The organism is Polaromonas sp. (assembly GCF_013817205.1).
Lineage (GTDB): Bacteria > Pseudomonadota > Gammaproteobacteria > Burkholderiales > Burkholderiaceae_C > Polaromonas.
This window is the reverse complement of sequence record NZ_JACDDD010000099.1, coordinates 1-11,889: the sequence shown is the minus strand read 5'-3', so window position 1 is coordinate 11,889 and position 11,889 is coordinate 1. Positions and strand designations below refer to the sequence as shown.

Annotated in this window: 16 protein-coding genes; 7 read left to right on the top strand and 9 right to left on the bottom strand. The window is 64.4% G+C overall.

What is annotated here, in order from left to right; all coding sequences use genetic code 11:
* Positions 1 to 183 precede the first annotated feature (183 nt).
* Both H0W47_RS16940 and H0W47_RS16935 read left to right on the top strand, forming a co-directional pair.
* Complete coding sequence (locus tag H0W47_RS16940) at positions 184 to 381, top strand: DUF3606 domain-containing protein (RefSeq protein ID WP_296926510.1); 198 nt, start codon at positions 184 to 186, stop codon at positions 379 to 381.
* Positions 382 to 439: 58 nt separating this feature from the next.
* The gene (locus H0W47_RS16935) at positions 440 to 1,423 is read left to right on the top strand and encodes an LLM class flavin-dependent oxidoreductase (RefSeq protein WP_296926508.1); all 984 of its coding nucleotides are present in this window, start codon (positions 440 to 442) and stop codon (positions 1,421 to 1,423) included.
* A gap of 2 nt (positions 1,424 to 1,425) precedes the next feature.
* Here H0W47_RS16935 and H0W47_RS16930 read toward each other — a convergent pair whose 3' ends face one another.
* From H0W47_RS16930 to H0W47_RS16915, 4 genes are all read right to left on the bottom strand, one after another.
* Positions 1,426 to 1,863 carry an FKBP-type peptidyl-prolyl cis-trans isomerase gene (locus H0W47_RS16930; protein ID WP_296926506.1) on the bottom strand — a complete coding sequence of 146 codons (438 nt, stop codon included), beginning with the start codon at positions 1,861 to 1,863 and terminating at the stop codon, positions 1,426 to 1,428.
* 92 nt (positions 1,864 to 1,955) lie between these two features.
* Positions 1,956 to 2,621 carry a hypothetical protein gene (locus tag H0W47_RS16925; protein WP_296926504.1) on the bottom strand — a complete coding sequence of 222 codons (666 nt, stop codon included), beginning with the start codon at positions 2,619 to 2,621 and terminating at the stop codon, positions 1,956 to 1,958.
* 321 nt (positions 2,622 to 2,942) lie between these two features.
* Positions 2,943 to 3,509 (bottom strand): hypothetical protein, encoded by a 567-nt coding sequence (locus tag H0W47_RS16920; protein WP_296926502.1) that lies wholly within the window; start codon positions 3,507 to 3,509, stop codon positions 2,943 to 2,945.
* A gap of 126 nt (positions 3,510 to 3,635) precedes the next feature.
* A complete protein-coding gene (locus H0W47_RS16915) occupies positions 3,636 to 4,520 on the bottom strand; it encodes a LysR family transcriptional regulator (protein ID WP_296926500.1) in 885 nt (294 codons plus the stop codon).
* Between the two features lie 90 nt (positions 4,521 to 4,610).
* Between H0W47_RS16915 and H0W47_RS16910 the strand changes: the two genes are divergently transcribed.
* Positions 4,611 to 5,774: a twin-arginine translocation pathway signal protein gene (locus H0W47_RS16910; RefSeq protein WP_296926498.1), complete on the top strand. Its 1,164-nt coding sequence runs from the start codon at positions 4,611 to 4,613 to the stop codon at positions 5,772 to 5,774.
* On the opposite strand, the gene H0W47_RS16905 is transcribed toward H0W47_RS16910, so the two are convergent.
* From H0W47_RS16905 to H0W47_RS16890, 4 genes are all read right to left on the bottom strand, one after another.
* Positions 5,761 to 7,005 (bottom strand): MFS transporter, encoded by a 1,245-nt coding sequence (locus tag H0W47_RS16905; RefSeq protein ID WP_296926496.1) that lies wholly within the window; start codon positions 7,003 to 7,005, stop codon positions 5,761 to 5,763. The genes H0W47_RS16910 and H0W47_RS16905 overlap by 14 nt on opposite strands.
* A 7-nt stretch (positions 7,006 to 7,012) precedes the next feature.
* The gene (locus tag H0W47_RS16900; protein WP_296926511.1) at positions 7,013 to 7,450 is read right to left on the bottom strand and encodes a CinA family protein; all 438 of its coding nucleotides are present in this window, start codon (positions 7,448 to 7,450) and stop codon (positions 7,013 to 7,015) included.
* A gap of 65 nt (positions 7,451 to 7,515) precedes the next feature.
* Entirely contained in the window at positions 7,516 to 8,052 is a 537-nt protein-coding gene (locus H0W47_RS16895) for a phosphatidylglycerophosphatase A (RefSeq protein WP_296926495.1), read from the bottom strand.
* Between the two features lie 35 nt (positions 8,053 to 8,087).
* Positions 8,088 to 9,008: a LysR family transcriptional regulator gene (locus H0W47_RS16890; RefSeq protein ID WP_296926493.1), complete on the bottom strand. Its 921-nt coding sequence runs from the start codon at positions 9,006 to 9,008 to the stop codon at positions 8,088 to 8,090.
* Positions 9,009 to 9,142: 134 nt separating this feature from the next.
* Between H0W47_RS16890 and H0W47_RS16885 the strand changes: the two genes are divergently transcribed.
* Positions 9,143 to 9,343, top strand: coding sequence for a hypothetical protein (locus H0W47_RS16885; RefSeq protein ID WP_296926491.1), 201 nt, complete (start codon positions 9,143 to 9,145; stop codon positions 9,341 to 9,343).
* Between the two features lies 1 nt (position 9,344).
* Positions 9,345 to 9,755, top strand: coding sequence for a tautomerase family protein (locus tag H0W47_RS16880; RefSeq protein WP_296926489.1), 411 nt, complete (start codon positions 9,345 to 9,347; stop codon positions 9,753 to 9,755).
* Between the two features lie 16 nt (positions 9,756 to 9,771).
* Here H0W47_RS16880 and H0W47_RS16875 read toward each other — a convergent pair whose 3' ends face one another.
* The gene (locus tag H0W47_RS16875) at positions 9,772 to 10,692 is read right to left on the bottom strand and encodes a LysR substrate-binding domain-containing protein (protein WP_296926487.1); all 921 of its coding nucleotides are present in this window, start codon (positions 10,690 to 10,692) and stop codon (positions 9,772 to 9,774) included.
* 119 nt (positions 10,693 to 10,811) lie between these two features.
* Here H0W47_RS16875 and H0W47_RS16870 point away from each other — a divergent pair, with 119 nt between their 5' ends.
* Both H0W47_RS16870 and H0W47_RS16865 read left to right on the top strand, forming a co-directional pair.
* Positions 10,812 to 11,222: an AraC family ligand binding domain-containing protein gene (locus H0W47_RS16870; protein WP_296926485.1), complete on the top strand. Its 411-nt coding sequence runs from the start codon at positions 10,812 to 10,814 to the stop codon at positions 11,220 to 11,222.
* The coding region (locus tag H0W47_RS16865) for an MFS transporter (RefSeq protein WP_296926483.1) at positions 11,219 to 11,889 on the top strand (671 nt) is incomplete at its 3' end. The genes H0W47_RS16870 and H0W47_RS16865, both read left to right, overlap by 4 nt.

Below are 11,889 nucleotides of genomic sequence, written 5' to 3'. Positions count from 1 at the left end.
GAAGTGACCGGGGGGACCGGGGGGACCGGGGGGACCGGGGGGACCGGGGGGACCGGGAAATGGTACACCTGCAACAAACCATCATTACAACAACAGTAATCTTGTGACATATTTGCCGACGCTCTGGCTACTGACTTGTGAGTGGCGTATAAAAGTGTGACCTTTGTTTCAAAGGAGAGACACATGAGGACTCAGCCACCGCACCGGGCACCGGCAGACCGCCAGCGTGTCAATGTATTCGACCCTTGGGAAGAGCTGTACTGGGGTGAAAAGTTGGGCTGCACCAGCGAGCAGCTGCGCGCGGCAGTCGACGCCGTTGGAGTGCAGGTGTCCGACATTCGGGCCTGGCTGACCAACTCCAGGCCCTCGCCGCTTCGTTGAAGCAGCGTGGTGCAGACCGCGGGATTGATAAAGCGCCGGGGCGACCCATCTGCCCTGAATGATCCCTTTTTCCGTTCTTGACCTGTCCCCTATCGTGGAGGGCAGCGATGCCGCCCAGTCGCTGCGCAATACACTTGATCTGGCCCGACATGCCGACCGCTGGGGTTTTGAGCGCTACTGGCTGGCCGAGCACCACGGCATGGCCGGCATTGCCAGCGCTGCGACTGCGGTGGTCATGGCGCATGTGGCCGGCGGCACTGCGCGCATACGCGTCGGCGCCGGCGGCATCATGCTGCCGAATCATTCGCCGCTGGTGATTGCCGAGCAGTTCGGCACGCTCGAATCACTGTTCCCCGGCCGCATCGACCTGGGCCTGGGCCGTGCGCCCGGCTCTGACCAGGCGACGGCACGCGCGCTGCGGCGCGACCTGAACGCCAACCCCGACGAATTTCCGCAGGACGTGGTGGAACTCATGCATTATTTCCAGCCCGTGCAGGAAGGTCAGCGTGTGCGCGCCGTGCCCGGCGCCGGCCTGAATGTGCCGGTGTGGATTCTCGGCTCCAGCCTGTTCGGCGCCCAGCTCGCGGCGCAACTGGGCCTGCCGTTTGCGTTTGCCTCGCACTTTGCGCCGGCGCAGATGATGCAGGCCATCGAGGTTTACCGCAGCCGCTTCCGCCCGTCGGCACAGTTGCAGCGCTCGCATGTGATGCTGGGTTTCAACGTGTTTGCCGCCGACACCGACGACCAAGCGCGGCTGTTGTCCTCGTCGATGCAGCAGGCGTTTGTGAACCTGCGCAGTGGCCGGCCTTCGCGCCTGCAAGCGCCAGTGGCCGGTTACGAAGAGCGTCTGACGCCACCCGAGCGCGCGATCCTGGAGCAGACCCTGTCGTGCTCGGCCATCGGTTCGCCGGACACCGTCAAGCGCGAGTTGCAGGCCTTTGTGGAGCGCACAGGCGCTGACGAGCTGATGATCACCTCGCAGATTTTCGATCACGCCGCGCGCCTGCGCTCTTACGAGATCACGGCCGGCCTGCAGGGCTGAGGCTACTTCTTGACGGCCAGGAGTTCGATCTCGAACTCCAGCGTGGCGTTCGGTGGAATGACGCCGCCCGCGCCGCGTGCGCCATAGGCAATCGCCGGCGGGCAGGTCAGCTTGGCCTTGCCGCCCACCTTCATTTTCTGCACGCCCTCGGTCCAGCAGGGGATCACGCGGTTCAGCGGGAACTCGGTCGGCTCGTTGCGCGAGTAGGAGCTGTCGAACTCCTTGCCGCCAGGAAAGCGGCCGCGGTAATGCACCTGCACCGTGTCGCTGGCAGCGGGCGCCGCGCCGGTGCCTTCCTTGAGCGAGCGGTAAACCAGGCCGCTGGCCGTGACCGACGCGCCCGCTTCCTTGGCAGCAGCGGCCGTAGTCGCATCGGACTGTGCCCAAGCTGCAGGCAAGAGGCATAAAGACAAAACGCCGGTACAGAGAATGGAACGCACAGCAACTCCTTGGAAAAGTTCGGACAGCCGCCGGGTGGCGGTCACTGCAGCCATGTTAGCCTGCAATCTCGAAGTGAATGAGCGTGGGGGCTCTACCGAGGAGCATTCTTGAACAGCTCCCGGTTTTCGTTCCACCAGGGGTCATTCACGCCGTTCAGCAGTCGGTCCAGCGCAAAAGCCTTCTGGCTGACGACGAGACGCGCCGCGCAGCGCCGCAGCGCATGAAACGCCTCGCTGTTTTCCAGCAACAGGGGGCAGTTGGCCCGCAGCTTTTCATAATAGTAGGGCGGCCAGACGCCAGTGGTGTTGATGTCCTTCTCTGACAACCACGAGACGGTGCCCACACCGCTTGCCAGAACCTGTTCAACCAGCAGAAGCGGCACCCCCTGTTTCGCCAGGTAGCCGCGCAGCTGGTCCGGCAGTGGGTCGTAAGTCGGCGGCGCGTCAGCAGCCCGGGCGGTGCCAGCAGCAGGCACGAACGGCTGCGGTTTTTCAAGGCCGATTTTCCCCTTCGGCAATACGCGCCAGGCGCCGGCCAGCCAGACGATGGCACAGGCGCCAGCGCAGTTGCCGGCGGTCACCATGTGCGGGTACAGGCCGACCAGGGTTTCGGCCAGCAGCAGGGCTTCGCGTGTATCTCCGCCGGCTATATTGAGTTCGATTCGGCCCAGTGCGGACCAGGTGTCCTCGGGCCTGCGCTGCATCAGGGCGACCAGTTTCGCCGTGTCGCCCGGCGCCACGGTACCGGTCATCGTCATGCCCCGTGCCGGGCCACCTGGGCGGCCGGGGAGGTATTCGAATTCAAGCGCGTGCGCGCAGGAAGATAGCATCACGGTCGCCAGGACCAGGAGCCTGACAGCACCCGGAAACCCCCAGCCCGCGTTGAGCCCTCTGCCTGCTGACATCGTATCCCCCAAGCCCTGTGCCGCCACCTTGAAGCGCTCATGAAGGCGGGCAAGAACGAGACTTTACACGCCATACGCGGCCACTGCGGACGGGGACGCACTACTTTACAAAAGTGGCTCACCTGTTCAGGTCTGCGCCAGATCGGGCCTGACATCCGGCGCAGCCGCAGCCTGCTATTCCATCAATATCTTGCTGCGCGACAGCGGCAACGCGCCCACTTCCTTGACCACTCCCTGCGCGTCGAAAACGACCTGGAATTCTTCGGAAGTGCTGAGCCAGTAGCGCCAGACCGGCATGTCCAGGCTTGGTGTCTCGTTGCTGATGGGGTAGCCGACCGACATCAACACCTGCTCGCGGGTCATGCCAGCAAACAACTTCGCAGTTTTGATGGCTTCGCGCACGCGCGGCTCAAAAGTGCCGATCCTGGTTTGCGGGTTCACGGCCACCACATAACGCTGTGCAAACGCATCCAACGGGATGTTGCGGCTGTAGTCATTGCCAAGAACCTGGTCGGCGCCTTCAATTTTCGCCATTACCCGATGTCGGCCATAAGCCAGTACCTTGGCGGGCGTGCCCGGCGGGAGAATCCGCTTGCCCGCTTCGGCGTAGTTGCTGTCGCTGATCCATTTCCCGTCGGTACGCATGTTGCAGCAAAGATAGCCCTCAGGCATGGCTTGCGCAAACAGGGCTCCGTGCGCGGCAGCCAGCAAAAAAGCGGACAGGGTAAGGCGAATCGACATGAATTTTCTCCCGGGTTTGTTTGTTATTGCTGGCCATCAGGCCCAAGCGCCTGGCCGCGCAGCATTGTATAAATGCAAGCGCAAGTGGCTCCAAGGCTGGATTGCCCGTTGAACCGCCCGCCGCTGTTAAAGGCTCCGAGGCAAGGCCTGCGCGAGAAAGTCGTACACCGCGCGTATGCGCCGGCTGGTGCGAATCTCGCGGTGCACGGTCAACCATATTGGAATGGGCGGCACCTTCACCATAGGCAGCACGGCCAGCACGTCTTTGTCGGTGGCGGCCAGGTAGTCAGAGACAAATCCTATGCCCAAGCCGGCGCGCACGGCCTGCCAGTAAGCGACCAGGTCGTCACAGCGGAAAGCAAAGGACTCGCGCGTCACCGGCAGCCCAAACCCCGCCATGCCTTTGACGATGGTTTCGTCGCGGTCGCTGCCGATCAGTTCATGGTTCAGCAGGTCCTGCGGCTGCCGGGGCGTGCCGCGCCGGCGCAGGTAATCGCGGTGGGCGTAGGTGCCCAGCGTGATTTTGGCAACGCGTTTGACGATCAGACTCGCCTGCACGGGCTGCACCATGCGCAGCGCGATGTCGGCCTCGCGCCGCAGCAGGTTGCTCACGGCATTGCTTGAGACCAGCTCCACCTGCACATCAGGCAGGGCCAACCGCATCTGCGCCAGGATGGGCGGCAGCAGGTAGCAGGCCACCGGCTGGCTCGCCGTGATGCGTACCGTGCCAGCCATGTCCGGCGTGCTGCCCGACACCCTGCGGGCCAACTGGTTGGCTGCGCTGTCCATAGCGCGTGCGGACGTCGCCAGCTGCAGCGCGGTGGGGGTCGGCAGCAGGCCCCGGCCTGTGCGTTCAAAGAGCACAACCCCGAGTTGCGCTTCCAGCTCGGCAATGTGCCGACCTATCGTGGGCTGGGTGGCCTTGAGCACGCGTGCTGCGCCCAACAGGCTGCCCTGGTCCAGTCCTGCCAGGAAAGAACGCACCAAGCGCCAGTCGAAGTCGTTATTCATTTTTGCATACCTGATGTGGACAGTTAGTGAATTGTCGATCAGCTTGCGGACTTTCACAATCAGCACATCGACACTCACAGAAAGCACACCATGAACCGCAGAAATTTTGTTCGCATCGCCGGTGGGGGCGTGGTGTTCGGCGCCACAGCCGGACTCACGGCCTGCTCATCGGCCTTTCCCGACGCAGCCGTGGCCGCCTGGGGTGGCCCCGCGGCCAGCACCGCCGACGTGCGCCACTGGATATTGAGCTACGCGATTCTGGCGCCGCACTCCCACAACCTGCAGTCCTGGCTGGTGGATTTGCGCCAGCCGGGCGAGATCATGCTGTATTGCGACCTCACCCGCTTGCTGCCCGAGACCGATCCGCTGTCACGCCAGATCATGATGAGCCAGGGTACTTTTCTGGAGCTGCTGGATATTGCTGCGCGGCAAAAAGGCTTGCGCGTCGACATCACCCTGTTTCCGCAAGGCGAATTTGGCCCGGCCACGCTGGACAAGCGGCCGGTCGCGCGCATGGTGCTGAGCGCAGATGTGGCCATCAAACCAGACCCACTGTTTGCGCAGATCCTCAAGCGCCACACCAACCGCGAGGCCTATGAGGCGCGCGAACCTGCTGCGGCAGCCCTGGAAGCCATCGCGTCCAGCGTGGCACCGCACCCCGTGCGCACCGGTTTTGTCGGCGGCGCCCAGGCCGATGTGCTGCAAAAACACCGGGGGATTGCCATGGAAGCCTGGCGCATCGAACTGGTGACGCCGCGCACCATCATGGAATCGTTCAAAGTGTTGCGCGTCGGCCCGCGCGAGATCGCCGAGCACCGCGACGGCCTGAGTATCAACACGCCCATGGTGCGCACGCTGACGGCGCTGGGCCTGTTCGACCGCAGCAAGGCGCCGGGGCCGGACGACTCGGCCACCACCGGGCAGATCAAGAGTTTCAATGAAAAAATCGCCACCACGCCGGCGTTTTTCTGGATGGTGACCGAAGGCAACGAGCGCAAGACCCAGGTCAATGCCGGACGGGCTTATGCCCGCGCGCAGCTCGCGGCCACCGCGCAGGGCGTGGTCATGCAGCCGCTGTCGCAGGCCTTGCAGGAGTACCCGGAACAGGCCAAACCCTATGCCGACATCCACGCCCTGCTGCAGGCACCGCAGCCGCGCTATACGGTGCAGATGTGGGCGCGGCTCGGTTACGCGCCGGCCGCCGGGCCGTCGCCCCGGCGCGGACTACAGTCCCACCTGCTCAAGGACGCGTAAGCTTGGGCGAGCGCGACCTGAGTGTGCGGCGCAGCAAAAACAGCACCACGCCGAAGTTCAGCAGGTTCCAGGCGATGCCGTTGAAAAAGGCGGCGTCGTAGGAGCCGGTGAGGTCAAACACCTTGCCCGACATCCAGCCGCCCAGTGCCATGCCCACCATCGTGAACATGATCACAGTGCCGACGCGGGCGCCGGCTTCTGCGGCCGGGAAATGCTCGCGCACGATGATGGCGTAACTCGGCACAATGCCGCCCTGGAACAGGCCGAACATCGCCGAGATCACATACAGCGAGACCATGCCGTCAAACGGAATGAACAGCACCAGCGCAACGGTTTGCAGGGCCGAGCCGAGCAGCAGCGTACGCAGGCCACCGATGCGGTCGCAGATGGCGCCGGAGATCAGGCGGCTGACAATGCCGCAAGCAAGCATCAGCGACAACATCTCGGCGCCGCGCGCCGCACCAAAGCCGAGGTCGCTGCAATAGGCCACGATGTGCACCTGCGGCATGGACATGGCCACGCAGCAAGACAGGCCGGCCACACACAGCAGTGCCTGCGCATGGCCCAAACTCAGCTGAAACGGCCGGTCGCTGGCGGCGACACCGTGCGCATTGACGGGCGCCAAGGCCAGCGCCGGCGGGCGCTGGCGCATCAGCTGGGCCAGCCCAAACATCGCCAGGCTACAGAACACGGCCAGGCCCCAGTAGGTCTGGCGCCAGCCCACACTTTCGACAAAGTGCTGGATGATGGGCGGCCACAACGCGCCGCCCAGGTAGTTGCCGCTGGCGCACACCGCCACCGCAATGCCGCGGCGCCGCATAAACCACAGCGAGGTGTCGGCCAGCAAGGGCGAAAACGTGGCAGAACTGCCCAGCAAGCCGATCAGCAAGCCGTGCGCCAGCGCGAACAGCCAGATGTTGTGCGACAGGGCGGCAGCGGCGAAACCCAGGCCCATGCCGACAGCGCCCAGGCTGAGCGGCAGCGTGACACCAAAACGGTCGGCCAGCCGGCCCATCAACATGCCACCCAGGCCAAAGCCCACCATCAGCAGGGTGTAGGGCAGGGCAGCATCGGCCCGCGCCACGCCGAAGTCGGCCTGAACCGCCGGCAACACCACGGGCACCACATACATGCCGGCGGCGCCAACGGTCATCAGTGCCAGTGTCACCAGCAGGCGGCGCCAGGCCGTGGCGGAATCAACCAGATGCGCTGCGGTTGGTGTGGTGCGCATGGGCGGTTCAACCCAGCAATTGCACCAGCCGCTGCAGCGCATGCTGCACCGTCGCTGCGCGCACGGCTGCACGGTCGCCGTCGAAACGCTGCATCTCGCTGCTGAGACTGCCGTCCAGCATGAAGCCGAACCAAACGGTGCCCACCGGCTTGGCGCGGCTGCCGCCGGTCGGACCTGCCACACCGGTCACAGCCACGGCGACGCGGGCCCGAGAACGTGCGATGGCGCCCTGCACCATGGCGCACGCCACCTCTTCGCTGACGGCACCGTGCGCCGCGATCAGCGCTGCGTCCACGCCCAGCAGTTCCACCTTGGCCTCATTGGAATAGGTGACAAAGCCGCGTTCGAACCAGGCGCTAGAGCCGGCCAGGTCGGTGCAGGCGCCAGAAATCAGGCCGCCAGTGCAGCTTTCGGCGGTCGCCAGCAGCCAGCCCTTGTTAAGCATCAAATCGGCCAGTAGCCCCCGCCAATCGTGCGCGGACAGCTCACTTTTTGATAGCAAACTTGGAGTCACCAGAATCTCCAGGCAGCGATCACCAGCAAAGTGCAGAAGGCGGCGGCAAAGTCGTCCAGCATGATGCCGAAGCCACCGCGCCAACCAAAACCCTTGAAGCTGCGGTCAGCCCAGGCGGTCGGACCAAACTTCACCGCATCAAAAAAACGGAACAGCACAAAGGCCACCAGCTGGCCCGAGAAACCGGCTGGCGTGATCAGCCACAGAATCAGCCAGAAGGCGACGACCTCGTCCCAGACGATGCTGCCTGGGTCGGTCACTCCTATGTTTTTGGCCGTGACGGTACTGGCCCACCAGCCCAGAAGGCTCGCCAGCGCAATCAGCAGGCCCATCTGCAGCGGGCTGAACCACGGCGCCATCACCACAAAAACCAGCCAGGCCCACAAGGTGCCGGCTGTGCCGGGTGCCACCGGGCTCAGTCCGGCGCCAAAACCCAGCGCCATGCAGTGCGCCGGGTGCGTCAGCATGAAACGCGCGCTGGGCCGGCGTGGCGGCCCGGGGCTGTCGGCGAATGTTTCAGTGCTGGGGTTCATGAAATTGATCGGGGGTGTGCGCGCTGCAGGCGCAATTATGGTTGGCCGGGCAAAACGCCCTCGGCACTGGCGAAACTTTCCGCCCAATGCGCAATGCAGGCACGGATCTTGGGCAGGCGATGCCGGGCGGTCAAGGTCACCGCGTAAATCGGGCTGGGCTGTTCATCCACAAATTCGGCCAGCACCGGCACCAGCAGGCCGCGCCGCACCAGCGGCTCTGCCACCACGGTGGCAAAGCGCGAGATGCCCAGGCCCTGCAGCGCCAGTTGCGCGGTGATGCCGGTGCTGCCCGAGCGCCATTGCCCCTCGGCCACCACCACCACCTGCTCCCCCTTGACCACAAAAGGCCAGCGGTTAAGCAGGGTGACCGCGCTGTTGGTGATGAGGCGGTGCTGGTGCAAATCGTCGGGGTGCGCCGGCGTGCCATGCGCCTGCAGGTAGCCCGGCGTGGCATACAGCCTACGGCCCAGCACACCCAGTTGCCGCGCCACCACCGTGTCGCTGGGCGGCGTGCCGGTGCGAATGGCAATGTCGATGCCGTCATGCGCCATGTCCACCAGCCGGTCCTCGACCTGCAGCTCGATGTTCAGCCTGGGGTGCTTGTCGTGCAGGCTTTGAAAAGTTGGTATTAGCAAATACTCGGCCACCACCGTGCTGGCAGCTACCCGCACCCAGCCGCCGGCCTGCCCCGACTGGCTGGCAAATTCGCCTTCGAGCTCGTCCAGCGTGCCGGTCACGCGCCGGCAGTACTGCAAAAAAATCTGGCCCTCGGCGGTGGGCGCCAGGCCGTGGGTGGAGCGGTGGATCAGGCGCGCACCGCAGGCTTTTTCAATGCGGCTCAGGCTGCGCGAAATCTGGCTCACCGGCACGTCGCGCTCGCGCGCTACGGCCGACAGCGTGCCGAGCTCGGCCACGCGGGCAAACAGGTGCATGTCGTCAAAGCTCAGGTCGCGCATGGCGCCATGGTAACCAGCGCGGCGGGGATTTGCCTTTGCAGCGTTTGCAAAACGTCATTGCGCGGCGCGCTGTTTCCGACGCGGCAAGCCCTGCATACAGTCGGATCCATCGCCACAACCCCGAGGAAAACACCATGACCCCCAGCTTGACCCCCTGCGAACACGCCCGACTTATGCAGACAGCCAGGCAGCATGCCCACGCGCTGCGCGAGCAGGCCATCAACGACCTCTGGCAACGTGCCGGCCTTGCGCTACGCACCGGCCTGCATGCGGCAAGCCGTCTTGAGCGCAGCTTGGCAGGCCACGACCAGTCCGGCAAAAAGCAGGGCGTTTGACATGCCGACCCTGAACCTGAAACTTGCACCGCTGCAAAACCCCGGGCGCTACCGCCAGCTGGCGCAGGCCCTGACGACCCTGACCGCAGAGCTTCTGGGCAAGCGGCGCGAGGTCACTGCCGTGATGATTGAGGACCTGCCCGCTGCTCGCTGGTACGTGGACGCCGCTGAAGTGCAGCGGCCCACAGCGTTTCTGGAAATCAGCATCACCGAAGGAACCAACACCGATGTTGAAAAGGCGGCGTTTATCGCAGCTGCCTATTCAGAGCTGGAGCGCCAGCTGGGTGCGGGCGGACCGCTGGAAGAGGCAAGTTATGTCGTCGTACGCGAACTGCCCGCCATCGACTGGGGTTATGCCGGACAAACCCAGCGGGCGCGGCAACTGGCGCGGCGCAAGGCCTTGGCCGCTTGAACTGGATGCCCAGCGCTCACGGCAGGGCGCTGCTGCCGGCCACCAGCGGCGGGTACTCGGTGACCATGAAGTCTATAAAGGCGCGAACCGAAGGCAGCTGACCCCGGCGCGACGGCGCCAGCAAACTCACGCCGGCGTCTGACCAGGCGGTCCACCCCGGCAAGACAGCCTGCAGACTTCCCTGGTCGGTCTCCATGCGGCAAAGGTAAGGGGGAAAGGCCACGATCCCCATGCCTGCCACCGCCGCTTGTCTAAGCGTCTCCAGGTCCTCGCTGCGGATGCGGGCCGCAAACGGGACCACCACTTCTGCGCCGCCGCTGTTGCGCAATGTCCAGCTCGTTTCAGCATCGCGGATGCCCAAGGTCAGGCCGGGGTGCGCCGTCAGCTCAGACGGGGTCTGCGGCGCGCCCACACGTTTCAGGTAGGCGGGGCTGGCAAACAGATGCCAGGGCGTTGAAGCCAGCTTGCGCTGTATCAGGCTTGAGTCGGGCAATGGTTTGAAATGGCCGCGCAAGCCGACATCGAATCCTTCCTCCACCAGATCGACGTGGCGGTTGGTGGCGTGCTGGACCAGATTGACCTTGGGAAACATCACCAGGAAGCGGCACAGCAAGGCGGCCAGCGGTTGAGCCATGCCGATGGAACAAGTGAAGCGAATCGTCCCGCCGGGCTCGGCGACGCGGTGCCGCACGGCGTTCTCCGCAGCCTCTGCCTCGATCAGCATGGCCACTGCATGCTGATGGAATTCCTGGCCGGCTTCCGACATGGCGAAGCGGCGCGAAGTCCGGTGAATCAGGCGCGCGCCCAGTCGCGTTTCAAGCGCGATGATGCGGCGGCTCAGCGTTGACTTGGGCAGGCCCAGCGCACGTCCGGCCGCGGCAAAGCCCTTGTTCTCGACCACCTGGACGAAGTAATAAAAGTCGTTGAGATCTAGCATTTTGGAGGCTATCGTCTCACTAACGGGACGATGTGTCTATTTTTTGGGGATTGTTCAAGCATCGTCCACGTTTTAAGCTCAGGGCTTTCCTGAACCAACCCTTCCCACCTGGAGATGAGATGAGCCGAACACTGAAAGTGAACCCCGCAGGACTGGGGGTGAAGAAGTTCACGATTCAGGCTGCGCAAGACTGGATGTTGTACTCGGGCGTGTCGCTTGCAGATGTCGTCAATGAGGACGAGATGCACGGGGTCAAACTGGGCGGGGTGGGCTTTATGCGCGCGCCCAAAGGCGAGACCACAAGCTTCGAGTTTGCCTACGACGAGGTGCTGGTGATCACCCGGGGCAGATGCAGCGTTCGCACGGGAGCTGAAACGGTGACGGCGCAAGCAGGGGAAGTCATCTACCTGTCGGCCGGCGTCCCGTGCAGCTTTCACGCGGATGAAGATACCGAGCTGGTCTACATCGCCTCTTCGCCTTACGGAGAAGTCAATCGTGACGCGAAAGCTTCCCTCTTAAGCCAGAAATGACAAGCAACCAGGGCAAGCACGAGACGGCCCCTGCGCCGCAGCAGACCGACTGGATCGCGGTGGCCGTTGTTTTTTTGTCCGGCGTGCTTGCAGCGCTGCAGGTTGGCAAGGTGGTGATCGGCTTGCCGGCCTTGCGGGAAGAGCTCGGACTGAGCCTGGGCGCTGCCGGGTGGTTGATGGCGATGTTCGCGCTGTTGGGCGTGATCGGCGGCATCCCCGCCGGCGCCATGGTCAAGCGCTTTGGTGACCGGCGGCTGCTCATCCTCGGCGCCCTCGCGTTGGGGCTGGGCAGTGCGGCGGGTGCTGTTGCTAGCAGTCTTGTCACCCTGCTGGCTGCCCGATTGCTGGAAGGCGCGGGATTCCTGCTGGTCATGGTCGCGGCGCCGGTGGTGCTGCAGCGGCTTGCTGCTCCGCGCGACCGTGATTTGACGTTTGCGATCTGGAGTACCTTTTTCCCAACCGGCATGGCGATTGCCTTGCTCAGCGGGGCCGCGCTGCAAGGCTGGCGTGGTTTCTGGCTGGCGAATGCGCTGCTGGCAGGTCTGCTTGCGATGTTGGTCGCTGTCACGGTGCGGCGCGGTGCGGTTTCTGCCGCCGCCCTGTCCTGGCAGGCCATGGCCCGGGACGCCGGGGTAACGATCAGGGCGGGCGCTCCGATGCTGCTGGC